The organism is Micromonospora matsumotoense (assembly GCF_900091525.1).
GTDB classification, from domain to species: Bacteria; Actinomycetota; Actinomycetes; order Mycobacteriales; family Micromonosporaceae; genus Micromonospora; species Micromonospora matsumotoensis.
Window position 1 is genome coordinate 56,451 of sequence record NZ_FMCU01000008.1, and the last position, 23,617, is coordinate 80,067.

General features: G+C 73.0%; 23 protein-coding genes. 9 read left to right on the plus strand and 14 right to left on the minus strand.

What is annotated here, in order from left to right; translation table 11 throughout:
• Window positions 1-42 precede the first annotated feature (42 nt).
• Window positions 43-861: a CoA transferase subunit A gene (locus GA0070216_RS17315; RefSeq protein WP_091247020.1), complete on the minus strand. Its 819-nt coding sequence runs from the start codon at window positions 859-861 to the stop codon at window positions 43-45.
• 272 nt (window positions 862-1,133) lie between these two features.
• Here GA0070216_RS17315 and GA0070216_RS17320 point away from each other — a divergent pair, with 272 nt between their 5' ends.
• From GA0070216_RS17320 to GA0070216_RS17345, 6 genes are all read left to right on the plus strand, one after another.
• Window positions 1,134-2,429 carry a 4-hydroxybenzoate 3-monooxygenase gene (locus GA0070216_RS17320; RefSeq protein ID WP_091247379.1) on the plus strand — a complete coding sequence of 432 codons (1,296 nt, stop codon included), beginning with the start codon at window positions 1,134-1,136 and terminating at the stop codon, window positions 2,427-2,429.
• 158 nt (window positions 2,430-2,587) lie between these two features.
• Window positions 2,588-3,562, plus strand: coding sequence for an ABC transporter substrate-binding protein (locus GA0070216_RS17325; protein ID WP_091247023.1), 975 nt, complete (start codon window positions 2,588-2,590; stop codon window positions 3,560-3,562).
• 74 nt (window positions 3,563-3,636) lie between these two features.
• On the plus strand, window positions 3,637-4,437 hold the full coding sequence (locus GA0070216_RS17330; RefSeq protein WP_091247026.1) for an ABC transporter permease: 801 nt from the start codon (window positions 3,637-3,639) through the stop codon (window positions 4,435-4,437).
• A complete protein-coding gene (locus tag GA0070216_RS17335) occupies window positions 4,434-5,258 on the plus strand; it encodes an ABC transporter permease (protein WP_245722555.1) in 825 nt (274 codons plus the stop codon). Before GA0070216_RS17330 ends, GA0070216_RS17335 begins: the two co-directional genes overlap by 4 nt.
• Window positions 5,251-6,063, plus strand: coding sequence for an ABC transporter ATP-binding protein (locus tag GA0070216_RS17340; protein ID WP_091247028.1), 813 nt, complete (start codon window positions 5,251-5,253; stop codon window positions 6,061-6,063). Before GA0070216_RS17335 ends, GA0070216_RS17340 begins: the two co-directional genes overlap by 8 nt.
• A gap of 30 nt (window positions 6,064-6,093) precedes the next feature.
• A complete protein-coding gene (locus tag GA0070216_RS17345; protein WP_091247029.1) occupies window positions 6,094-6,984 on the plus strand; it encodes a PaaX family transcriptional regulator in 891 nt (296 codons plus the stop codon).
• Here GA0070216_RS17345 and GA0070216_RS17350 read toward each other — a convergent pair.
• The 4 genes from GA0070216_RS17350 to GA0070216_RS17365 form a co-directional block, all read right to left on the minus strand.
• Entirely contained in the window at window positions 6,908-8,434 is a 1,527-nt protein-coding gene (locus tag GA0070216_RS17350) for an acyl-CoA synthetase (RefSeq protein ID WP_091247031.1), read from the minus strand. The two genes, GA0070216_RS17345 and GA0070216_RS17350, sit on opposite strands and share 77 nt — an antisense overlap.
• Before the next feature lie 44 nt (window positions 8,435-8,478).
• Window positions 8,479-8,931, minus strand: coding sequence for a MaoC family dehydratase (locus GA0070216_RS17355; RefSeq protein ID WP_091247033.1), 453 nt, complete (start codon window positions 8,929-8,931; stop codon window positions 8,479-8,481).
• Window positions 8,928-9,830: an amidohydrolase family protein gene (locus GA0070216_RS17360; protein WP_091247035.1), complete on the minus strand. Its 903-nt coding sequence runs from the start codon at window positions 9,828-9,830 to the stop codon at window positions 8,928-8,930. The genes GA0070216_RS17355 and GA0070216_RS17360 overlap by 4 nt, the downstream gene beginning before the upstream one ends.
• Before the next feature lie 79 nt (window positions 9,831-9,909).
• Window positions 9,910-10,836, minus strand: a complete 927-nt coding sequence (locus tag GA0070216_RS17365; RefSeq protein ID WP_091247037.1) for an SDR family oxidoreductase — start codon at window positions 10,834-10,836, stop codon at window positions 9,910-9,912.
• A gap of 82 nt (window positions 10,837-10,918) precedes the next feature.
• Between GA0070216_RS17365 and GA0070216_RS17370 the strand changes: the two genes are divergently transcribed.
• A complete protein-coding gene (locus GA0070216_RS17370; protein ID WP_091247039.1) occupies window positions 10,919-11,386 on the plus strand; it encodes a MarR family winged helix-turn-helix transcriptional regulator in 468 nt (155 codons plus the stop codon).
• A gap of 26 nt (window positions 11,387-11,412) precedes the next feature.
• Here the strand turns inward: GA0070216_RS17370 and GA0070216_RS17375 are convergent, their stop codons facing one another.
• Genes GA0070216_RS17375 through GA0070216_RS17390 form a run of 4 tightly spaced genes read right to left on the minus strand, consistent with a single transcriptional unit; the run spans window position 11,413 to window position 14,404 of the window.
• Window positions 11,413-12,141 carry an IclR family transcriptional regulator gene (locus tag GA0070216_RS17375; RefSeq protein WP_245722556.1) on the minus strand — a complete coding sequence of 243 codons (729 nt, stop codon included), beginning with the start codon at window positions 12,139-12,141 and terminating at the stop codon, window positions 11,413-11,415.
• 54 nt (window positions 12,142-12,195) lie between these two features.
• Window positions 12,196-13,149 carry a PDR/VanB family oxidoreductase gene (locus tag GA0070216_RS17380; protein ID WP_342670752.1) on the minus strand — a complete coding sequence of 318 codons (954 nt, stop codon included), beginning with the start codon at window positions 13,147-13,149 and terminating at the stop codon, window positions 12,196-12,198.
• Entirely contained in the window at window positions 13,146-13,364 is a 219-nt protein-coding gene (locus GA0070216_RS17385; RefSeq protein WP_091247043.1) for a hypothetical protein, read from the minus strand. The genes GA0070216_RS17380 and GA0070216_RS17385 overlap by 4 nt, the downstream gene beginning before the upstream one ends.
• Window positions 13,361-14,404 carry an aromatic ring-hydroxylating oxygenase subunit alpha gene (locus GA0070216_RS17390; RefSeq protein ID WP_091247382.1) on the minus strand — a complete coding sequence of 348 codons (1,044 nt, stop codon included), beginning with the start codon at window positions 14,402-14,404 and terminating at the stop codon, window positions 13,361-13,363. The genes GA0070216_RS17385 and GA0070216_RS17390 overlap by 4 nt, the downstream gene beginning before the upstream one ends.
• Window positions 14,405-14,580: 176 nt before the next feature.
• Between GA0070216_RS17390 and GA0070216_RS17395 the strand changes: the two genes are divergently transcribed.
• A complete protein-coding gene (locus GA0070216_RS17395) occupies window positions 14,581-15,375 on the plus strand; it encodes a class I SAM-dependent methyltransferase (RefSeq protein WP_176739012.1) in 795 nt (264 codons plus the stop codon).
• A 227-nt stretch (window positions 15,376-15,602) separates the two neighbouring features.
• On the opposite strand, the gene GA0070216_RS17400 is transcribed toward GA0070216_RS17395, so the two are convergent.
• The 5 genes from GA0070216_RS17400 to GA0070216_RS17420 form a co-directional block, all read right to left on the minus strand.
• Window positions 15,603-16,577: a nitroreductase family protein gene (locus GA0070216_RS17400; protein ID WP_091247046.1), complete on the minus strand. Its 975-nt coding sequence runs from the start codon at window positions 16,575-16,577 to the stop codon at window positions 15,603-15,605.
• Window positions 16,578-17,666, minus strand: coding sequence for a GNAT family N-acetyltransferase (locus GA0070216_RS17405; protein ID WP_091247048.1), 1,089 nt, complete (start codon window positions 17,664-17,666; stop codon window positions 16,578-16,580).
• Window positions 17,663-18,103 (minus strand): DUF4188 domain-containing protein, encoded by a 441-nt coding sequence (locus GA0070216_RS17410; RefSeq protein WP_091247050.1) that lies wholly within the window; start codon window positions 18,101-18,103, stop codon window positions 17,663-17,665. Before GA0070216_RS17410 ends, GA0070216_RS17405 begins: the two co-directional genes overlap by 4 nt.
• 2 nt (window positions 18,104-18,105) lie before the next feature.
• Window positions 18,106-19,686: a phenylacetate--CoA ligase family protein gene (locus tag GA0070216_RS17415; RefSeq protein WP_091247052.1), complete on the minus strand. Its 1,581-nt coding sequence runs from the start codon at window positions 19,684-19,686 to the stop codon at window positions 18,106-18,108.
• 169 nt (window positions 19,687-19,855) lie between these two features.
• Complete coding sequence (locus tag GA0070216_RS17420; protein WP_281190446.1) at window positions 19,856-21,271, minus strand: FAD-dependent monooxygenase; 1,416 nt, start codon at window positions 21,269-21,271, stop codon at window positions 19,856-19,858.
• A gap of 661 nt (window positions 21,272-21,932) precedes the next feature.
• On the opposite strand from GA0070216_RS17420, the gene GA0070216_RS17425 reads away from it, so the two are divergent.
• Window positions 21,933-23,381 carry an endo-1,4-beta-xylanase gene (locus GA0070216_RS17425; RefSeq protein ID WP_342670753.1) on the plus strand — a complete coding sequence of 483 codons (1,449 nt, stop codon included), beginning with the start codon at window positions 21,933-21,935 and terminating at the stop codon, window positions 23,379-23,381.
• The last annotated feature ends 236 nt before the right edge of the window (window positions 23,382-23,617 follow it).

Below are 23,617 nucleotides of genomic sequence, written 5' to 3' on the forward strand. Positions count from 1 at the left end.
ACGCCCTGCGGCGTGGCCGGTGACGGGGGGCGACCGGCGCGGTCATGCCGTCGCCCCGGCCCGGTGCACGTGCCGGTCGAGCCAGTCGCGGAAGGTGGCCCGGTCCCGGCTGACGGCGTCCCAGGCCCGGTAGAAGTCGTTGTCCCGCACCGAGTAGCCCTGGGCGTACGAGGGGTGGGCGCCCCCGGGCACCTCGGCGACGGCGGTGACCGCCCAGCCGGGCAGCACGACCTGGCCGGGCACCGGCGTCAGCTCGGCCACGATCTCCTCGACGGTGACCAGGGACCGGTGGGCGGCGAGCACCGCCTCCTTCTGCACCCCGGTGATGCCCCACATCTGCACGTTGCCGGCCCGGTCGGCGCGCTGGGCGTGCACCACCGTCACGTCGGGGCGCAGGGCCGCCACGGCGGTCAGGGTCTCGCCGGTGAAGGGGCAGTTGACCGGCCGGATGTTGGCCGTGTGCCGGGGCAGGTCGGTGCCGGTGTAGCCGCGCAGCACGGCGAACGGCAGCCCGGACGCCCCGGCCACGTAGCGGTTGGCCATGCCGGCGTGGCTGTGCTCCTCCAGCTCCAGCGGACCCGGCCAGGCGTGCTGCACGGCGTCGCGGAACCGGTGCAGCGACCCCACCCCCGGGTTGCCGCCCCAGGAGAAGACCAGCCGACGGGCACATCCCGCCCCGATGAGCTGGTCGTAGATGACGTCGGGGGTCATCCGCACCAGGGTCAGCTCCCGGCGACCCTGGCGGATGATCTCGTGACCGGCGGCGAACGGGATGAGATGGGTGAACCCCTCCAGGGCCACCACGTCGCCGTCGTGGACCAGCTCCGCCACGGCGTCGGCCAGCGGGACGAGCTTCGCCATGGGCCTCCCGCCTCGGATGGGGAACGTGTTCGCCATGCGGACTGTCGTACTCGTGTCGAACGTACGGCTGGCGGCGGCGTCCGTCAATGTCCGCCGCCGGCCGTGGCACCGGAGGCGACCACCGTCCGGACCGGGCGTTGACGCGGGCCCGGTCACGTGCCAACGTTCAATGGGAGAACACCCGTTCGCTGAGCGAACACACTCGGTGCCCGGCGCAGGTGGCCGGCGCAGGTGGCCGGCGGCGGGTCGGTGTCCAGAAGGGACGGACCGGGATGCGTACCCAGGTGGGTATCGTCGGCGCCGGGCCGGCCGGACTCATGCTGTCGCACCTGCTGCACCGGCACGGCATCGACTCGGTGGTGCTGGAGAGCCGCAGCCGGGACCACGTCGAGCACCGGGTCCGCGCCGGCGTCCTCGAACAGGGCTCGGTCGACCTGCTCTGCCGCACCGGCCTGGGCGAGCGGTTGCTCCGGGAGGGGTTGCGACACGAGGGCATCGAGCTGCGCTTCGCCGGGGAGTCGCACCGGGTGCCGATGACCGAGCTGACCGGGCGGGCGATCACCGTCTACGGGCAGCAGGAGGTGGTCAAGGACCTGATCGCCGCCCGGCTCGCGGCCGGCGGCACGATCCTGTTCGAGGCCGACGTGGTCCGCCTGGACGGCCTCGACTCCTCCTCGCCGGTGGTCCGCTACCGACGCGACGGCCGGGAGGAGGAGCTGCGCTGCGACTTCGTGGCCGGCTGCGACGGGTTCCACGGGGTGAGCCGGGGTGCGGTGCCCGAGGGGGTGCTGACCAGCTACGAACGGGCGTACCCCTTCGCCTGGCTGGGCGTGCTCGCCGCCGCCGCGCCGGCGGTGCAGGAACTCGTCTACGCCCACCACGACCGGGGTTTCGCCCTCTACAGCATGCGCTCCCCCGAGATCTCCCGGCTCTATCTCCAGGTCGCCCCCGACGAGGATCTCGCCGCCTGGCCGGACGCGCGGATCTGGGCGGAGCTGCGGGCCCGGCTGGAGACGGTGCCGGGCTGGTCGCTCACCGAGGGGCCGGTGCTGGAGAAGTCCCTCACCCCGATGCGCAGCTTCGTGGTGGAGCCGATGCAGTGGGAACGACTGTTCCTGGCCGGGGACGCCGTGCACATCGTCCCGCCGACCGGCGCGAAGGGGATGAACCTGGCACTGGCCGATGTCGCGCTGCTCGGCGACGCCTTCGCCGCCTGGTACGGCCACGGGCGCACCGACCTGCTGGCCGGCTATTCGACCACCGCGCTGCGCCGGGTCTGGCGGGCCCAGCACTTCTCCTGGTGGATGACCTCGATGCTGCACCGGCTGGCGCACGACGACCCGTACGAGGCGAAGTTGCAGACCGCGACCCTGCGGTACGCCGCCACCTCCCGCGCCTATGCGACGAGCCTGGCCGAGAACTACGTGGGCTGCCCGAGGTCTGACCACCTCGGACCTGCCCCGGCGGAAGCGCAGCCACCAACGTGGCCGCCGCGCGACACCCCCTGCCGCCCGGGTGCCGGCGGGAGCGACGCCACCACGACACAGCGTCGTTCAACTTATTCATGACGGGCGTCAGATATTCTTGACTTTCGATGCCGGGGTGGCTGACCATGGCCAACACAGCGGCGTGCGCCCCCACGCAGCGGTTGGTTCCCCCGCAGATCCGAGGCATCCCGCCGGCTTCCGACGCACCCCACCACCCCCGCCCAGGAAGGGCCTCGTCAATGAAGAAGGTCATGGCTCTCGGGTTGATCGCCGTCACCGCGATCGCCCTCACCGGATGCACCGACTCCGACGCGTCCACCCCGTCCCCCCAGACCTCGGGCGACCTGCGCAAGGTCCGGGTCGCAGCGCTGCCGATCACCGAGACCGCCGCGCTCTGGGGCGGCATCAAGGCGGGCATCTTCGCCGAGCGTGGGCTCCAGGTCGAGGTGCTTCCCGCCCAGGGCGGCGCGCAGGCCGTCCCGGCGCTGATGAACGGCGACATCGACTTCGCGATCGGCCAACCCTTCGGCCCGTTCCGCGCCGACCTGCAGAACCTCGGCGTCGTCATCATCGGCAACTACGCCTCGTCCTACGCCGACGGCGACGACATCAACGCCGTGGTGGCCTCGGCGAAGTCCGGAGTCACGCGGCCGGCCGACCTGGCGGGCAAGCGGGTCGCGGTGAACAGCCTGGGCGCGGCCGGCGATGTCACGATCATGGCGGCGGTGGAGAAGGACGGCGGCGACCCCAAGCGGATCAAGTTCGTCGAGGTGGCCTTCCCGGACGCCCCGGCCCAACTCGCCGCCGGCAACATCGACGCCGCGTGGGTGCCGGAACCCTTCGTCACCCAACTCAAGGACCGGGGCGACACCTTCGTCGTCGCGCCCTACCAGTCGGTCGTGCCCGGCCTGGCCACGCTCACCACGATCACCACCACCGCCCGCATGGACAAGGACGCCAAGCTGGTCGAGGACTTCTCCGCGGCGATGAAGAAGACCCTGCAGTGGGCGCAGGACCCGGCCAACACGCCGGCCGTGCGGCAGGCCATCAAGGACAACCTCCAACTGCCGCCGCCGGTGGCGGAGTCGGTCAAGCTCCCGGCGTTCGGTTGGGACGTCGACCGGGCGAGCCTGCAGAAGCTCGCCGAACTCGCGCAGAAACACCGGGTGCTCGACCGGCAGCCCGACCTCGACCGGCTCATCCGTCAGCAGTAGCCGAGGCGTTGCCGCCCCTCCCGGCCGGTGGGCCGGGAACGGCGGCGTCGCGCCCACGCCACCACGGAGGTGACATGCGCCCGTCCCCCACCCGACGCCTGCGCGCGGTACGCAGGGCACTGCTGGGCGTCGTCGGCCTGGCCGGGTTCCTCGCCGTCTGGCAGACCGTCCCCGCCCTGGGCCTGATCGACCCGCAGTACCTGCCGTACGTGACGGACGTGCTGGCGCGGCTGGCCGAGCAGCTCGTCGACCTGGCGTTCTGGCGGCGACTGGGCAGCACCATGACGTCCTGGGCGATCGGTCTGACGGTGGCGACGGTCGCCGCGGTCGGGCTCGGCACGGTCGTCGGCCTGGTGCCGTTCCTGCGGCGCGCGACCCACACGATGGTGGAGTTCCTGCGCCCCATCCCGTCGGTGGCCCTCATCCCGCTCGCCGTGCTGATGTTCGGCATCCAGCGGCAGGCCGCCCTGGTCATCATCGTCTACGCGTCGTTCTGGCAGGTGTTCGTGCAGGTGATCTACGGGGTGGCCGACGTCGACACGGTCGCCCGGGACACCGCGCTCAGCTTCGGCCTGCGCCGCCGGGAGCAGTGGACGCAGCTGGTCCTGCCGACCACCCTGCCGTACCTGATGACCGGCCTGCGGCTCGCGGCGGCGGTGGCGCTGATCCTGGCCATCACCGCGGAGATGGTGATCGGCAACCCGGGTCTCGGCCGCATGATCGAGCTGTCCCGGTCCGCCGGGGACGCCGTCGGCCTGTACGCCCTCGTGGTGGTCACCGGCCTGCTCGGGCTGGCGGTCAACCTCGTCTTCCGGTTCGTCGAACGCCGGACGCTGTCCTGGCACCAGTCGGTACGAGGGGAGCAGACGCCGTGACCGCGTACCCCGGTCGGATCGCCGCCACGCCGCGCCGTCGCGGGGTCGGCTCCCGCATCGCGGCGGCCGGGCGGCACGCGCTCGGGCTGCCGATGCTGCTACTGGTGGTCTGGGCCTTGGTGGCGACCAGGGCGACGAGCCGGTTCTTCCCCGACCCGGTCACCATCGCCGACGCCTTCGTCGACACCTGGGTCGGGCCCGCGTTCGTCGAGGACGTGCTGCCGAGCCTCGCCCGCCTCGGTCTCGGTGCCGCCGCGTCGATCGTGGTCGGCATCGCCGCCGGCACCGTCATCGGCCTGACCCCGTGGCTGCGGGAACTGCTCGAACCGCTGCTGGAGTTCCTTCGGGCCGTCCCGCCGCCGGTGCTGATCCCGGTGATGATGATCCTGCTCGGCATCACCGACACCATGAAGGTCGTGGTGATCGTCTCCGGCGCGGTCTGGCCGATCCTGCTCAACACGATCGAGGGGGTCCGGTCCACGGACAGCGTGATGACCGAGACCGCGCGGTCGTTCCGGGTCACCTGGTGGGAGCGGCTGTGGTTCCTGGTGCTCCCCGCCGCCAGCCCCCGGATCATGGCCGGGGTCCGGCAGGCCCTCTCGGTCGCGCTCATCCTGATGGTCATCTCCGAGATGTTCGCCTCGTCGTCCGGGCTCGGCTACCGGATCGCCTACTTCCAACGCAACTACCTCATCGCCGAGATGTGGAGCGGCATCCTGCTGCTCGGCCTCGTCGGCGTTCTTCTCGCCGTCGCCTTCGGCCTCGTCGAACGGCGCGTCCTGCGCTGGTACCACGGAATCAGGGAGGTCCACCGTGCCTGATCGGGGCACCCTGCTGCGGGTGGAGCAGCTACGCAAGGTCTACGAGCACCCCACGGGCGACGTCGAGGCGATCGGGGACCTCAGCTTCACGATGGACGCCGGCGAACTCGTCTGCATCGTCGGACCGTCCGGGTGCGGCAAGACCACCCTGCTGAAGTGCCTCGCCGGCCTGCTGCGCCCCACCAGCGGCGTGGTCGAGATGCACGGCGCGCCGGTGACCGGACCCAGCCCCGCCATGGCCGTGGTGTTCCAGGAGTACGGCCGCAGCCTCTATCCGTGGCTGACGGTACGCGGCAACGTCGAGCTTCCGCTGCGGCACAAGAAGCTCTCCCGCGCCGACCGGGACACCCTGGTCGCCGACGCGCTCGACGCGGTGGGCCTGGCGCACGCCGCCCGCAGCCACCCCTGGCAGCTCTCCGGCGGGATGCAGCAGCGGGTGGCGATCGCCCGGGCCCTCGCCTACCAGCCCGAGGTGCTGATCATGGACGAGCCGTTCGCCGCGGTGGACGCGCAGACCCGGGCCGACCTGGAGGACCTGGTCCGTGAGCTGCACGCCCGTCGCCGGATCTCGGTCCTGTTCGTCACCCACGACATCGACGAGTCGGTCTACCTCGGCCAGCGGGTCCTGGTGTTGTCCCAGTCGCCGACCCGGGTCCGGGAGGATCTCGCGATCGATCTGCCGGCGGAACGCGACCAGATCAGCACCCGCGCCCTGCCCCGCTTCACCCACCTGCGCACGCACGTCTACGGCGAGATCCAGCGGGCCAAGCGCGGGCAGAATGTGGCCGCGCGGCCCGCGCCGTGACCGCGCCGGGCGACACACCCGTCGGAGGGGATGACTGTGGGTAGGCGTCAGCCGAAGCAACTGGTGCTGGCCTTCTTCGGCGAGCACGTCGTCGACGGCGACACCGGGCCGATCCGGGCGAGTGTGCTGATCACCGTGCTGGAGGGTGCGGGGGTGGCCGCCCCGGCGACCCGGGCCACCCTCGACCGGCTCGTCCGCAGCGGCGTCCTCGCCCGGGGCCGCAGCGGCCGGGAGACCCTGTTCTCGCTGACCGAGCACGGGGCGGCGGTGCTGCGTGAGGCGACGTACCGGGTGCGCGGGCCGAGGCCGTTCGACCCGCAGGGCAGCGGGTGGACCCTGGTCACCTTCTCTATCCCGGAGGGGCAGCGGACGCTGCGGCACCGGCTGCGCTCCACCCTCACCTGGGAGGGCTTCGCGCCGATCCGCGACGGGCTCTGGCTGGCACCCGGCGAGGTCGACCTGGCCGGGTCGTTGGAGCCGCTGCGGCAGGACCTCGCGCCGCACGCCGTGGTCGCCTTCCACGCCCGTGAACTCGCCGGCTTCCCGATCGGCGAGAGCGTCCGCGCCGCGTGGGACATCGAGGCGATCCGGCGCGAGCACCTCGCGTTCATCGAGGAGTGGGCCGAGCCGGCCACGCCGACGGCGGCGAGCGCCCTGACCGTGCGGACGATGCTGGTGGCGGACTGGCTCGCGCTGTTGCGGGCCGACCCGAGGCTGCCGGCCGAGTTCATGGACGCGCAGTGGCCGGCCGCCCGGTCGGTGCAGACCTACCGTCAGGCACACCGGAGGCTGGCCGAGGCGTCCGCGGCGGAGTTCGCCGCGCTCGTCGCGGCCCGGCCCACGGTCAGCCGGCGAAACGCGCCCGCAACTCGGCCTTCCGCACCTTCCCCGACGCGGTCCGCGGCAACTCGTCCACGATGACCACGTTCTTGGGCAGCTTGTAGCGGGCGATCCTGCCGTCCAGGTGTGCCCGCACGGCGTCGGTGTCCACGGCCGCCCCCTCCCGTACGGTCACGATCGCCCACGGCACCTCACCCCAGCGGTCGTCGGGCACCCCGATCACGGCTGCCGAGACGACTCCGTCGATCTCGCCGAGCAGCAGTTCGAGTTCGGCCGGGTAGATGTTCTCACCGCCCGAGATGATCATGTCCTTGAGCCGGCCGGAAACGTAGAGGTAGCCGTCGGCGTCCAGGCGCCCCAGGTCGCCGGAACGGAACCACCCGTCGACCGTGAACGCCTCGGCGGTCGCCGCCGGCAGACCGTGGTAGCCGGGGAAGACGTTGGGCCCGGCCACCTCGATCTGACCGATCTCACCGGCCGGCAGCACCACCCCGGCCGGGTCGGTGATCCGCACGTCGGTGAAGAAGTGCGGCAGGCCGACGCTGCCCTGCTTGGCCCTCGTCATCGCCGGGGGCAGCGCGGTCGCCCCCGGCGCCGCCTCGGTCATGCCGTACCCCTGGGAGAACGACAGACCCCGTTCCTCGTACGCGTGCAGGATGCGGGCCGGCACCGCGGAGCCGCCGCAGGTGAGCTTCGCCAGGGTCGACAGGTCGGTCGAGGGCCAGTCGGGATGGTCGGCCATCAACTGGTACGTGGTCGGCACGCCGCTGAGCATGGTGACCCCGTGCCGGGCGATCTGGGCGAGCGCCCGACCCGGCTCGAAGCCCTTCTCGACGACCATCGTGGCGCCCTTGAGGATGACGGGCAGCGCCCCCATCCCCAGCGAGGCGACGTGGAACAGCGGCGAGATCATCAGCGCCACGTCGGTCGAGACGACGTCGTAGTCGACCACACAGTTGAGGGCGACCCAGGTGAGGTTGCCGTGGGTCAGCACGGCACCCTTGGCCCGGCCGGTCGTGCCCGAGGTGTAGACGATCGCCGCCGGGTCCTGCGGGCCGATGTCGACCTGACCGGTGCACCCGGGCTCGACGGTCCGGGTCAGGTGGGCCAGCCCCGGCCGGTCCGGGGTGCCCTCGCCGGTGACGACGACGTGCGGGGGCCGGGCGGCCGGCAGGGCGGCGGCCACCGGCGTCGCGAAGTCCGGGTCGTGGATCAGCACCCGGGCGGCGCAGTCCGCCAGGACGTAGCCGACCTCGGGGGGTGCGAGCCGGGTGTTCACCGGCACGAAGACGGCACCGACCTGTGCCGCCCCGAACATCACCTGAAGGAACTCCGGACTGTTCTCACCCAGGTAGGCGACGGCGTCGCCGGCCCCGACCCCGTGCTCCCGCAGCACCGCCGACACCCGGTCCACGGCGTCGGCGAACTGCGCGTACGTCACGGTCGCGCCCGCGCCGTGGATGAGGGCGATCTTGTCCGGGGACCTGAGCCGACGCCGGGCCACCCAGGCGCCGATTCCGTGCTGGTGCATCAGCAGCCTCCTGGTGGTGGGGGTGGTGGGCCACCCGGCCCGGCTCAGGCGTGGAAGCGGTACAACCCGCGCGCGACGACCGCCGGCTTGGTCGCCCCCTCGATCTCGATGGTCTGGTCGACGGTGAGCTGGTAGCCGCCCCGGACCTCGACCACCTCGGCGACGGTGGCCCGCATCCGCACCCGCGCCCCGACCGCCACCGGCGCGGGGAACCGCACCCGGTCGAGGCCGTAGTTCACCTTGGTGGACACGCCCTTGACCTCCAGCAGTTCGGTCCAGAACGGCACCGCCAGGGACAGGGTGAGGAAGCCGTGCGCGACCGGCGCGCCGAACGGGCCGGCCTTCGCCCGTTCCGGATCGACGTGGATCCACTGGTGGTCGTCCGTGGCGTCGGCGAACAGGTTCACCTGGTCCTGGGTGACCGTCCGGTATCCGGTGTGTCCCAGATCGGTGCCGGCGAGGTCGGCGAGTTGCTCGTAGGTGATGGTCGTCGTCATGGCGCTTCCTCTCGTCGTTCCCGAGCGAGGCCCAGCAGGCGGGCCGCGTTGTCCTTGAGGATCCCCGGGAGCACGTCCGGTCTGAGGTCCGTGGCCGCCACGTCGCGCAGCCACCGCTCGGGGGTGAGCAGCGGGTAGTCGGTGCCGAAGAGCACCCGGCGCTTGAGCACGGAGTTGGCGTGGCGCACCAGCTCGGCCGGGAAGTACTTCGGGCTCCAGCCGGACAGGTCGATCCAGGTGTTGGGCTTGTGCGTGGCCACCGACAGCGCCTCGTCCTGCCAGGGCACCGACGGGTGGGCCATGACGATCTGCAGGTCGGGGAAGTCGGCCGCGACCGGGTCGAGCAGCATCGGGTTGGACAGGCCGAGCCGCAGGCCGTAGCCGCCGGGCAGGCCCGCGCCGATGCCGGTCTGCCCGGTGTGGAAGATCACCGGGAGCCCGGCCCGCGCGATCAGGGCCCACAGCGGCGCGTACTCGTCGTGGCTGGGGTCGAAGCCCTGCACGGTGGGGTGGAACTTGAAGCCGCGTACCCCCTCCTGCTCGATCAGCCGGGCGGCCAGGTCGAGGGCCGCCCCGCCGGTGCGTGGGTCGACCGACCCGAAGGGGATGAGGACGTCGGCGTGGTCGGCCGCGGCGCGGGCGATATCGACGCTGGACAGCGGCGGGTGCTTCAGTTGGGTGCCCGCGTCCACGGTGAAGACGACGGCGGCCATGTCGCGCTCGCGGTAGTAGCGCGCCACCGCGTCGACGGCGGGCCGGGGACCGTCCGTCCGGAAGTACTTCGACACGGCCGCCACCAGCGGTGCGGGCAGCGAGGCGTGACCGTGGTCGTCGACCTCGATGTGCACGTGCATGTCGATCGCGGTGACGGCGTCGAGGTCGATCGCGGGCCGGTACATGGGTGGCAGCCTCCGTCAGGCGGGTCCGATCCGGCGGGTCGGGCGGACGGTCTCGTCGATCAGGTGCCGGTCGGCCGGGTCAGGGGGTCGCCGGCTGGAACCGGACGGGGAGTTCCGGGAAGCGCTCACCGACGCTCTGCGCGGCCCCGTCGAACGTCGTCGGCCAGGCCTCCCGCAACGCGTCGTAGGTCCAGCCGCCCTCGCGGTACGCGGTCAACGCCGCCTCCGGGTGGGTCCAGATCTGGAGGCGGTCACCCCCCACCCCGAGCACCTGCCCGGTCACCTGGGCCGCCGCGTCGGAGGCGAGGAACGCGACCAGACCGGCCACGTCGGCGGCGGTGCCGAACCCGAGGTCGTGCCGGAAGAACGCGGGCATCGGTTCGCCGTCCGCCTCGGCCCGCACCGCCGCGGCGAAGTAGGGGACGGTGGCGGTCATCGCGGTGGCGGCGACCGGGACGACGGTGTTGGCGGTGATGCCGGCCCGCTTCAACTCCAGCGCCCAGGTCCGGACCATGCCGACGATGCCGGCCTTGGCCGCCGCGTAGTTGGTCTGGCCGAAGGTGCCCCGCTGACCGGTGGGTGAACCGATGCAGATGATCCGTCCGCCGCCGCCGGCCTGCCGCATGTGCTGCACCGCCTCGCGTACGCAGGTGAACGTGCCGCGCAGGTGCACGTCGACGACAGTGTCGAAGTCGTCGTCGGTCATCTTCCACAACACGGTGTCGCGCAGGACACCGGCGTTGGTGACGAGGATGTCCAGCCGGCCGAAGTGCGCGACCGCTGTGCTGACGAGTTCCTTGGCGGTCTCGGTCGGGCCGACGGGTGCGGTCACCGCGACGGCCCGGCCGCCGGACGCCTCGATCGCCGCCACCGCGTCGGCCGTGGCGCGCGCGTCGATGTCGTTGACCACGACGGAGGCGCCCCGCCGCGCCAACTCCCGGGCGTAGGCCAGGCCGAGGCCGCGTCCGGACCCGGTGACGATGGCGACTTTGCCGTCCAGTGACATGGGCACTCCCTTTCGTCGATGCGATCTGAGCACGAACCGTTGAGAATGTCAATTATTCAGGAACCTTGCTACCATCGTCGCCATGGCCCCCGCCGAACGGACCCGGTCGACCGGACGCGACCGGCTGCGGGACAGCGTGCTCGCCGGCGACCTGAGCTTCCTGCTGGCCCGCGCCAACGCGCGCGCGCTCGCGGCGGCGAACACCGCCCTCGCCCCGCACGGCCTGAAGGCCCGTTCCTACTCGGTGCTCGCCCTGGCCGCCGACGAGGTCCGCCCGACCCAGCGGGAACTCGCCGAGTTCCTGCACCTCGACCCCAGCCAGGTCGTCGCCCTCATCGACGGGCTGGAGCAGCGCCACCTGGTCGAGCGGCACGCCGACCCCGCCGACCGCCGGGCGAACGTCCTCGTCGCCACCGAGGCCGGGCGGGCCCTGTTCGCCCGCGCCCAGGACGCCGTCCGCGCCGTGGGGCTCGACTCGCTGGCCAGCATGACGCCCCGGGACCACGAGCGGCTGGCCCACCTGCTGCGGCTGCTGGCCTTCCCCGACTGACCACCACGACCGCGCCCACCCGGTGGTCACCGGTGCGCGCCGCCCAGCGCCCGGGACAGCACCCGGCCCGCAGCCTGCACCAGCGGGGCCAGCGCCACCGGGTCCGCCCGGTCGTGGGCGACCACCAACGACAGCGCCGCCACCACCCCCTCCGGGGCACGGATCGGCGCGGCCACCGACAGCGCGTCCAGGGTGACCTGACGGTCGCTGACCGCGTACCCCACCCGGCGCACCTCGGCGAGACAACGGCGCAGCCGCCCCGGGTCGGTGACGGTCAGGTCGGTGTACCGCTCCAACGGCGCGGCCAACACCCGCTCCTGCACCCCGACCGGCGCGTGGGCGAGCAGGACCAGTCCGACGCCGGTGGCGTGCAGGGCGAAGCGGCCACCCACCCGGGTCAGCACCGGCACCGCGTGCCGCCCGGCGATCCGTTCGATGAAGACGAGTTCGAGATCCTGCCGGACGGCGAGCTGCACGTTCTCGTGGGTCACCTCGTACAGGTCCTCCATCACCGGGAGGGCCACCTCCCGCAACCCCAGCCCCCGCGGTGCCAGCGAACCCACCTCCCACAACCGCAGGCCGATCCGGTACCGCCCGTCGACGCCGCGCTCCAGCGCCCCCCAGGCGAGCAGTTCGGCCGCCCTGCGGTGCACGGTGGACAGCGGCAACCCGGCGCGACGGGCCAGCTCGCTCAGCGTCAGGGCCGGGCTCGCCGGGCTGAACGCGTCGAGCAGCGCCAGCACCCTGCTGGTCACCGACCGTCCCGGTTGCCCACGCATCCCGCCATCCTCCCCGCCCGCGCCGGCCGGTCACAGCTCCAGGACGAGCCGCGGCGTCCGGGCCCGGGAGACACAGATCATTATGGTGTCCCCGGCGGCCCGCTCCTGCGCGGTGAGCAGGCTGTCGCGGTGCTCCGGCACCCCGGCGAGCACCGGGGTCTCGCAGGTGCCGCAGGTGCCCTCCCGACAGGACGACAGGACCGGCACCCCGGCCTCCTCCACCGCCCGCAGGATCGGGATGCCCGGCGGCACGGTCACCGTCCGCCCGGAGAGCGCCAGTTCGACCTCGATCGCCGTCTCCGGCTCCCCCGTGTCGCCCCGAGGGGCGAACCGCTCGACGTGCAGTCGGCCGGGCGGCCAGTCGGCACAGTGTTCCTCCACCGCCCGGACCAGGGATTCCGGGCCGCAGCAGTAGACGAGGCCGTCGCCGGGCCGGCCCAGCAACCCGGCCAGGTCGAGCAGCCCGGTCTCGTCCTGCGGACAGAGGCGCACCCGGTCGCCGTACCGCTCCCGCAGGGGCGTGGCGAAGGCCATGGTGGCGCGGCTGCGTCCCCCGTACGCCAGTCGCCAGTCGGCGTCGGCGGCGTCGGCCGCAGCGACCATCGGGTGGATCGGGGTGATCCCGATGCCGCCGGCCACGAAGAGGTACCGCCGGGCCGCGACCAGCGGGAAGGTGTTGCGGGGCCCGTGCACCCGGACGGTGACCCCGACAGTGAGCCGCCCGTGCGCCCACCGGGAGCCGCCGCGCCCGTCCGGTTCACGCTGCACCGCGATCCGCAGCACGGACCGGTCCGCCGGGTCGCCGCAGAGGGAGTACTGGCGGACCAGCCCCGGGCCCAGCGCCAGGTCGACGTGCGCGCCCGGGCTCCACCCGGGCAGGTCACCACCGTCGGGGCGGGCCAGGCTGAGTGCGACGACCTCCGCCGCCACCTGTTCCCGGGCCACCACCGTCAACTCCGTCCCGGCCAGCTCGTCGCCGGTCACGCCGGCACCGCCAGCCGGTCGGGCGGCCCGGCCGGCGGCACGGCCGCCGCCGCGTGGCCCTGCGGGTGGCCGAGCAGCCACTCCCACAACGCCACCGGCTCGTCGGCGAGGCGCTCCGCGCCACAGTGGCAGGTCCCGCGCAGGATGTCGGTGCCCGGCACCCAGTGCACCCGGTAGACCCGGTCGCCGCTGCGCCCGCCGGCCCGGGAGGTCACCGCGGCGCTCCCGCCGTCCCCGACCCGACCAGCCGGGCCAGCAGCCGCCGGGCGGCCAGCCCACCGGTGTCGATGTTGATGCTCAACTCCTGGTACCGCTCCGGCTCGGCCGCGATCACCCGCTCCAGGATGTTGAGCGCCGCCACGTCCTGCATCACCACGGTGTGGTTGCTCTGGTGCAGGTAGTCGCTGACCGACTCGTCATCGACCGCGAAGTCGCGCGCCACCGCCCAGAAGTCGTACGTGGTGTGCGCGGTGGACGGGGTGATGGCGTAGACGATCTCGGCGTGGAAGGCGTCGCTGTCCTCCCCGTCGACCGGCGGATAGACGCCCTGCGGCGCGATCCGGCTGTGCAGCAGATAGAGGCAGGGCGGGTGGTACTCGATGTCCTGCCAGCGGGTGATCCGGCCCTGGATGCCGGTCGAGCGGGCATAGAACGGCGGGCACTCGGCGTCGTCCATGTGCCGGCGGACGTGCACGATGCCCCGTTCCTCGTCCACCTCGGTGGTGATCGGGGTGTTCGCCACCTCCGGTGTGCCGATGTAGCCGCCGTGCAGGTAGGTCTCGTGGGACAGGTCCATCAGGTTGTCCACCAGCAGGCCGTACCGCGCGTCCAGCGGGGCCATGCCGCGGACCACCGCGTACCGGGGGTCGGCCAGCCAGGGCGCGCGGGGGATCGTGGCCGGGTCGGCCCGGTCCCGGTCGCCGATCCAGACCCAGACGAGGGAGTCCTGTTCCACCACCGGGTAGGCCGCGACCCGCGCGGTGCGCGGAATCCGCTGCTGACCGGGTACGAAGACGCAGGTGCCGGTCGGGTCGTAGGTGAAGCCGTGGTAGCCGCAGACGATCGTGTCCCCGTCGCGCCGGCTCTCCGACAGCGGGTAGCGCCGGTGCACACACCGGTCGGCGAGCGCCACCGCCTCCCCGGCTCCGGTGCGGTACAGCACCAGGGGTTCGCCGAGCACCGTCCGGGCGAGCAGGTCCCGGCCGACCTCACCGCCGTGGGCCGCCACATACCACTGGTCACGGGCGAACTCCATCCGAACGACCTCCCGCCGGGCGAACATCGATGGAGCCGAATCATCCCGTCCCACGCCCAGGACCGGGACGGGGGCTTTCACTGAGTGGAAGCTGGGGCGTCGAGGCCCCGCCCGCGGACGCGGACCGACCACGGACCGGGGCGCAACGGTGCCCGGATTTCCGGCAGGATGGTGGGGTGAGCACGAGGGGCTACGCGTTCGACAATGCGAGCGACCAGGCGGGCGAGCACCACGACGCGCTGGCCGACCTGCTGGACGAGCCGACCCGGGCCGCGCTCGGGCAGTGGGGTGACCTGACCGGCAGGCGGTGCCTCGAGGTGGCCGCCGGCGCGGGCAGCATCGCGGTGTGGCTGGCCGACCGGGCGGCCGAGGTGGTCGCCACCGACGTCGCCCCGCAGCACATCCCGACGCACCCCCGGCTCGTCGTGCGCCGCCAGGACATCGTCACCGACCAGCCGCCGGGCGCCTTCGACCTGGTGCACGCCCGCCTGCTCCTCGGCCACCTGCCCCGCCGCGAGGACGCCCTCCGCCGGATGGTGGCCGCCCTGGCACCCGGCGGCACGCTGCTCATCGGTGAGTTCGCGCTCCCGCCCGGAGACTTCGTCTCGTCGGCGCCGGACGAGACGACCGCCGACCTGTTGACCCGTTACCTGGCGGCCCACACGGCAACTCTCGTCGCCAGCGGCCTCGACCTCACCTGGGCGCAGCGGGCGCCCGAGGTCTTCGCGGCGGCCGGCCTGGTCGAGATCGGGTCCCACACCACGACGGGCCGCTGGCGCGGCGGCGATCCGGGTTGCCGGCTACTGCGGGCCGGCATCCCGCAACTGCGCGACGGTCTCCTGGCCCACGGGTTGACCGACGCCGACCTCGCCGCGACGATCCGGGCCTTCGACGACCCCCGGGTGGTCGTCGAAGGCTTCCACTTCGTCCAGGTCGGCGGTCGCGCTCCCCGGCGGTCCGGTCCGGTCTGACGACCGGGCCCCGCGCCCGGCCGGCATCCCCGGCGGCGGGATGCCGGGAAGATGGGCGACTCAGCGATGGTCCGGGTGGTGACGGGCTCCTCGGCGACGGCGTGCAGCCGGGCGTCGGCGGGCGCACCCTCGACGGCGAGCCGGCGCGGCCACCGTACGCCGGCCGGCGAGGATGCGCGGTCGGCAACCGGACAGTGACCCGGGCTGCCGGGCGGACCGTACCGTGGTCAGGCCCGCGCGCCGACGACCCGGCGGGCCGACCGGGGTGCGGGCCGGGTGGGCCGGCCCACCCGGGCGACGTGCAGCAGGCGCTGCGGCGCGACGCCGAGCAGCGCGCCGAGCACCGTCCGGGTGGCGGGGACGTCGATGAGCTGGCTCAGCGGATGTGCCGCCAGCCCCGCCGTGTGCAGGACCAGCCAGTTGCGCAGCAGCACCCGACCGAAGTCGACCTGTCCGGGCTCGTCGAGCTGTTCCGGGGCGACCAGCACGAGCACGGTGCCGCCGTGGGCGAGCGGGTCACCAGCGGCGGCGGCGAGCAGCCTCGGCAGGCCCAGCGGGCGCAGTGCCGGGTATCCGGCCAGCGCGACCCGCAGCCCGGCGGCGGCGGGGCGGGACAGCCCGAGACACCGGTCGGTGAGCCCGTCGGCGCGGTAGTCCGGGTGCGCCGGGTCCAGCCGCAGCCAGCGCCGCAGCTCGGCGACGACCGGCGGGTCCGCATAGAGCCGGCGGTCGGCGGCGCGCAGCAGGGCCCCGAGCCGGCCGGCGTCCGGCACGGTTCGTACGCTGCCACCGGCCTGTCGGGCGACCGCGTCCACCGCCGCCAGCGTGTCCTGGTCCACGCCCCCGGCGAGGTGGCCCCGGTCGGTCCGGCGTTCCCACACGTCGGTGGTGCGAAACGGTGTCGGGTAGCGGTCCGGGGCGGGCCGCAGCCACCCCACCCGGCGGTGCCGTTCGTCGTGGTCGGCGGCGTACTCCAGGCGCAGTCCGGCGTCGGCCGCGACGATCAGGCAGGTCTCGACGAACGCGCCCAGGGACAGCCGCAGGTCCCGGCCGGTGGGGTCGGCGGCCGGCAGGGTGCGGGCGGGGTCCCAGCCGATCTGGATCGCGTCGGGCTCGTGGCGCAGCCGCCAGGGTTGGGTGTTGTGTGCGCTCGGGGCCCGCCAGCACCACGGTTCGAGCGCGCGGAACGCGTCGAGGTCCACCTAGCGCTCCTTGGCGTAGAAGGTGTAGCCGTGCAGCGGGCGACCGCCGAGCCGCCGGTACTGGGCCGCCGACGCGGCGTTGTCCCGCTCCACGTACGTGCTGCGCAGCGTGGTGTATCCGGCGGTGTGCAGGTTGCGGTGCAGGTGCGCGGCGAGCAGTCGTTGGTAGCCCCGGCCCTGGTGCGGTGGGACCACCCCCTTGACGATCAGCACCGCCTCCCGCCGGTACCGGCGGCGGGCGGCCAGCAGCCGCGCCTGGTTGACCAGGTGCAGGTCTCCCCGGACGGCGACCAGGAACTCGCTGATGTCGGGCACGCAGAGCACGAACGCCACCGGGCGGTCGTCGCGGGTCAGGTAGAGCAGCAACGACTCGTCCAGCAGATAGGCCAGCCCGTCGGTCTGCCGCCGCAGTTGCGCGGCGGAGATCGGCGTGTAGTAGCCGAGCTGGGCGAAGGAGGCGTTGAGCATCCCGCGCAGCAGGTCGAGCTGCTCGTCGAGGCGTCGGACGTCGCCCCGGTGCAGCGCGATCCGCGCGCCGTCCGGGTCGACGTCGACCGGTGGGGTCGGCTCCGGCGGGGCGGGCACCGGGCAGATCCAGGTGTCGGACTCGAACCGGCGGCTGAACCCGTACGCCTCGTAGGCGGTCGCGTACCACGGCGGGTTCCAGGCGCTGTCGACGAAGCCCCGCTCGGCGTGCCCGGAGGTGATCACCCCGCCGGCCTGGTTGGGCAGCAGCGCCACCGGGCCGAACAGCAGGTCCCGGTCGGTGTCGGCGTGTGCGGAGATCGCGTCGAACAGCGGCTGCGCGGCCGGCTCGGTGAACTCGGTGAGCCCGAAGAGCTGGCACCGGCGGCCGAGCTTGGCGTCGAAGTCCGCGTCGGTGTGCAGGGTGGTCCGGCCGACCACCGTGCCGGCGGCGTCACGCAGTAGGTAGAGCGGCACGCCGGCCCGCCACCAGCGCCGGATCTGCTGTCGTGGTACGGGCACGTGACGCGGCTCGCCGGCGTACAGCCGGTCGCCGAAGGCCAGGAACCGCCGCAGGCCGCGCCGGTCGGTGACCCGCTCGAACCGGTGGTCGGGCGCGCTCATCGGCGGACCGCCGGCCCGGTCGTCTCCGTGCCCAGCGGGGTGAAGGTGTCGATGTGCCCCAGCTCGGGGCCTTCGGCCCGCCAGGCGCCGTTGGAGTAGCCGTCCGGGGCGGCGGTGTAGAGGCGGATGAAACCGGCGGTGGCGTTGCGGGTGCCGTCAGTCAGCCAGATCATCAGCCGGCGGTGGTGTCGGGTCCGGGCGAAGCGCAGCATCGCGTCGCGGTCGGTGAAGAACGCGATGGTGCCCAGCGTCAACGGGAACTGCCAGTAGACCGTGTGCCAGCAGTAGCCCTTCATCCGGCGCAGGTCGCGGACCATCCGGAACCAGGACGGGGCGAGCCGCAGCAGCACCAGCGGGTTGGCGTAGCGGGTGCCGCCGATGAACATGGCGCCGGCACGGGCCTGCGCGGGGGCTCGGGAGAAGTCACGGGTACGCATGGTCACCTCACCAGGTAGCTGTTCTTGATCTTCTGTTGCCCGGCGAACGGGCCGGTGCCGGGTGCGTGCAGCTCCACCCGCAGGTCCCCGGCGGTCGAGTCCTCCACCAGGGACTGGGCGAAGTCCCGGGAGACCGAGGTCAGGTGTCGGCGCACGCCCCGGCGGCACGCGTCGGCGAGCGCGTCGCGTTGCGGGGCGGCCAGTGGGCGGCGCAGTTCCAGGTGGATCACCGGTCGGGTCTCCAGCGCCGTGTCCTCGACCAGGGCGAGACAGAACCGGCTGATCTCGGGGGCGTACGGGTTGCCGACGTAGAGGCCGTACTCGACGTCCTGCGGGTAGAGGTTCGCGCCGAGGTAGGAGATGGTGGAGTCGCTGCGGCCGAAGAGCAGCAGCAGCGGCAGGGTCATCCGCTCGGCGCAGACCGCGGTGCGCAGCTCGGCCCGGCGTACCGGGTCGGCGCACACCAGCTCGACGACCCGCTGGTACGACACGAGCAGCGCCTCGTCCCCGACGTTGTACCGCAGCCGGGGCTGGAGCACGTCACCGCCGGTGACCGTGCAGACCAGTTCCCGTCGTTCGTTGGTCTCCAGGTAGGTGGCGAACGGGTTGTACTGGAACACCATCGGCAGCCGTTGCTCGTCGACGCCGAGCAGCGCCGCCCGCAGCCCGCGGTCGGTCTGCAGCCGCCTGCGCAGCCACACCGTGAACCGGGTCTCCGCACCGATGCCGATGCTCAGGTCCGACGCCCCGTACGCGGACCGGACGAGCGTGAAGCGCTGCTCCAGGTAGTCGCGCAGCGCCTCGGTCATCCCCTCGCCGCCGCAGCTGGCGGAGACGCGGTAGCGCGACCAGGGGAAACCCTCGGCGTCGAGCCGGTCCCGCAGGTGCTTGAGGAACGGCGGATAGGCGGTCACCAGGTAGTCGAAGTCGGGTCCGAACTCCCGCAGCGTGTCGATGATCTTCCCGAGGTCCGGGCCGGTGTTCTTCACCACCGCGATCCGGGCCATCGCCGCACCGGTCGTCGTCCCGGTCGCCCAGGCGCCCATCGAGTAGGCGTTGATGACGAACGGCCGGCGCATCGGGAAGACCAGCCCGGTGTAGCCGGCGATGTCCCGGTGCACGGCGCGCAGTTCCCGGTCGCTGCGGGGCCAGTTGAACGGCTGCCCGGCCGAGCCGGCCGACTCGTCGACCACCACCCCCCGGGTGGGGAACCGCCCGTGCCGGCAGCGCGCGGCGGCGTCGTGGGCCGTGACGTAGCTGGCCTTGTCGGTCTCCGGGAAGTCGACGAGCCGGCGGCGCACGCCCGTCGGGCGGGCCCGCAGGAAGGCCCGGTAGGCGGGGACCTGGCGGGCGGCCCGCGCGCACACCGCTCGGGCGTGCGCGGCGGCCAGCCCGTCCAGCACCGGGTGGTGCCGGCGCGCCGTCCAGCGCCAGCCGGCGGGATGGCGACCGGCGAGCCGACCCAACCCGGCCACCGCGCGGCCGAGGGCGCCCAGGACGACCTGCCGGCCGTGCGCCACCACGGCCGGCAACGGCGATTCGACGGTACGCAGTGCGAGGGGGCGGTGCGGTAGCTCGGCCATGCGGAACACTCTGTCCGCGCCGCCGCGCCGAGTCCTGAGGCCGGGTGCGGGGCGTACCTGAGTATCCCTACTCGGTCGGCTCACCCGACCGCCCGTGGCCAGCGCGTCCCCGGTGTCGTGCCGGGGTGTTCCCGGCACGACACCCGCTGACCGGGCGGTGCGGCCGGGGTCAGGTGGTGGGTCTGCCGAACCAGCGGCTCAGCTGGTCGTCCAGGTCGGGTTGGTCGTCGCCGATCCAGGCGACGTGGCCGTCGGGGCGCAGCAGGACGGCCGGGGCGTCCAGCGCCGCCGTGGGGTCGGGGAGGTGGTCGACCCGGTCGGCCCAGCCGGCGACGCCGAGCCGTCCGGTGCGGTCCAACAGCAGGCCCCGGCCGTGGCGCAGCAGGTCGTAGAGGCGGCCCGACCGCACGTCGATGTCGCGCAGCCGCCGGCCGAGCAGGTCGGGCCCCGCACCGAAGTCGTAGCGGACGCCGATCGCGGTGATCTTCTCGATCAGGTGGCGGTTCACCGCGTCGAAGGCCATCAGTTCGGTGAGCAGCCTGCGGACGGCCTCCGGGCCGGGTCCGGTGGAGAGCAGCTCCGTCTGGGCGCGGGTGTTGTCCAGCACGTCCGCGGCGACCGGACGACGTTCCGCCTGGTAGGTGTCCAGCAGGGGGTCCGGTGCCCAGCCGCGGACCTGGGCGGCCAGTTTCCAGCCCAGGTTGACCGCGTCCTGCACACCCAGGTTGAGGCCCTGCCCGCCGATGGGCGGATGGATGTGCGCCGCGTCGCCGGCCAGCAGCACCCGCCCCACCCGGTACGCGTCGGCCAGCCGGGTGGCGTCGCCGAAGCGGGACAGCCACCGTGGGGAGTGCGCCCCGAAGTCGGTGCCGGCGACGTCGCGTAACCGCTGCCGGACCTCGGCGATGGTGGGCGGTACGGCGCGGTCGGTGACCCCGGCGGCGGGGACCACGACGCGCCAGTTCCCGACGCCGAAGGGGGTCAGGCTGAACCGTCTGTCGACCTCCCCGAGCCCGGCCAGGGTGGCCGTGATCTCCTGCGGCGACATGCCGACCGCCAGCTCCCCCATCAGCGTCTCGGTGCGTGCGGGCTCGCCGGGGAAGCCGACACCGAGCAGCTTGCGCACCGTGCTGCGCCCGCCGTCGCAGCCGACGAGATAGCGGGCCCGCAGGTGGTGCCCGTCGGCCAGCGTGACGGTCACCTCCTCGGCGTCCTGCCCGAGGCCGACCACCGTCGCACCATGGCGGATCTGCGCCCCCAGGTCGATCGCGTGCTCTTCGAGCAGTTGCACGACGACCGGCTGCGGGATGCCCAGCAGGTAGGGGTGGGCGGTGTCCAGATCGGCGGGCGCGGGTGCGGCGATCGCGGCGAAGAAGCCGGCGGCCGGTCGTCGCCGGCCGCGTTCGTGCAGGCGCGTGAGCAGACCGCGCATGGCCATCAGCTCGACGCTGCGGACGTGCAGGCCGACGATGCGCACCATCGACGAGGGCTCGGTGTCCCGCTCCAGGACGAGCACCCGCACGTCGTGCAGCCGCAGTTCGGCGGCCAGCATCGCGCCGGTGGGCCCACAGCCGGCAATGATCACGTCGGCGTCCCGGGGTGGCCGGTCGGTGCCGGCCGGGGGCGGAGAGCCGGGGGCGGTGTCCCCGACGGGGAGGGGCGCGGCCGGGCCGGCGGACGTGGTGGTGGTGAACTGCGACGGATGCACAGGGAGTGCCTTTCGGGAGAGCCTGGTGGGTGGGGCGCTCCCGGGCGACAGCTGCCTCGGTCACCCGACCGCGACGGAAAGAGGGAGCACCCACGTCGGTACGGCGTTCATGGGTCTCACCTCCTCGTGCGGTGTCACGGGCAGCAGCAAAGTACGCGCCCGGCCGGTGGCCTGTCCAGCGGCTTTCCCGCCGCCTGACCAGCGACCTGCCCGGGTTTCGAATGTTTCGCTGCCCGCCGCATCCACGGTGGCCCCTCCTGCGAGCCGTCCTGGCGGTGACGTGCGACCCCCCCTCATCCACCTGCGAGAACCCGACTTCTGTCCGTCCCGGGCACCGGAAAAGGTTTCCGGAACATTTCCGAAAGTTGTTGACAGTCCGGTCGGCAGGTATCGATACTGACCCTTCGATAGGCATACACATGCATCGATTATTGGCGTCATGCAGCGAGGAGGGCCCGTGAGCAGCAGCCTGAGGCAGCGAATGAGAGTCAGCAGAATAGCCTTGCCAGCGGCGGTGTTGATGCTGGTCGGGGGTGCCGTGACCGTCCAGTCCATCACCCCGGCCGCCGCGGCCGAGACCACGCTGCGCGCCGCCGCCACCAAGGCCGGGTTGTTCTTCGGCACCGCGTCCTCGCCCAACCGGCTCTACCCGATCCTCGGTCAGGAATTCAGCCAACTGACCCCCGAGAACGACATGAAGCCCGACCGGATCGCCACGTCGAGCGGTGGGCTGCAGAACACCAGCGGCGCGGACCAACTGGTCAACCACGCGCAGAGCAACAACATGGTGGTCCGGGGACACACGTTGGTGTGGCACTCGCAGGCCGGCGCGCTCCAGGGTGCCAGCCAGTCCACGCTGAACACCTTCATCGGCAACGCCATCAACCGCTGGGGCAGCAAGATCGCCTACTGGGACGTGGTCAACGAGTCGCTGGAGGACAACAACACCGGCCGCCGCCGCAACCAGTGGCCGCACACCATGAACCGGGACGCCAACGGTGACGGTGACTTCTTCGACGCCGGCGACACCGACGTCATCCGGGACTCGTTCATCCGGGCCAAGCAGGTCGTGCAGGCCGGCGGGTTCTCCACCAAGCTCTGCATCAACGACTACGACGTCGAGGGCCTGACCGTCAAGGGCGGCGGTCCGAACCGCAAGGCCAACGCGCTGTACGACATCGTCCGCACCTACCGGCAGTACATCGACTGCGTCGGGTTCCAGTCGCACTTCAACGACAACCCGAACAGCATCATCACCAACGACCTGCAGGCCAACATCCAGCGCTTCGCCGACCTCGGCGTCGAGGTGCACCTCTCCGAGGTGGACATCGACGACGACCTGAGCAACAACGACATCGGCGCGGGCCAGGCGGAGAACTACCGCAAGGTCGTCCGGGCCTGTCTGAACGTCGCGAAGTGCACCGGCATCACGGTCTGGGGCATCTCCGACAGCGAGTCGTGGCGCTCCTCCGAGCGGGGCCTGCTGTTCACCGGCAGCAACGGCAGTTACCAGAAGAAGGCCGCCTACCACGCGGTCCTCGACGAGCTGAACAAGGGCCGGGGCAGCACGCCGACGACCCCGCCGCCCACCACGCCGCCGCCCACCACCCCGCCGCCGACCACGCCGCCGCCCACCACGCCGCCGCCGACCACGCCGCCGCCGACGACCCCGCCGCCGACCACCCCGCCGCCGACCACCGGCTGCACGGCGACGGTCTCGCTGAACTCGTGGACCGGCGGCTTCGTCGCCACCGTACGGGTCACCGCCGGCACCGCACCGATCCGCGGCTGGAACGTCCAGCTCACCCTGCCGTCGGGCGCCACGGTGACCAGCGTCTGGAACGCCGACCGCACCGGCACCAGCGGCAGCGTGCAGTTCAGCAACGTCAACTACAACGGCACGGTCAACGCCGGCCAGTACACGGAGTTCGGTTTCCAGGGCACCGGGGCCACCAGCGGCCTGACCCCGGTCTGCACCGCCTCCTGAGCACCGACTGTCCTGGACGGGCGCGGGTCGTCCGTCCAGGACAGGTCAGGGACCGGCCCTGACCCGTGTCGTCGGCCACGGCGACGCGGGTCGGCCGGTCCCGCTTCGCGTTCCCCGGCCGGCGGGCCGTCAGCCGAGTCGGGGGCGCGCGGCCGGGCTGCGGCACCCCGCCCACGGCCCGTCGGTACGGCGTCCGCCAGGTAGGCCCGCGCCGGGCCGACCGTCCGACTGCCGCC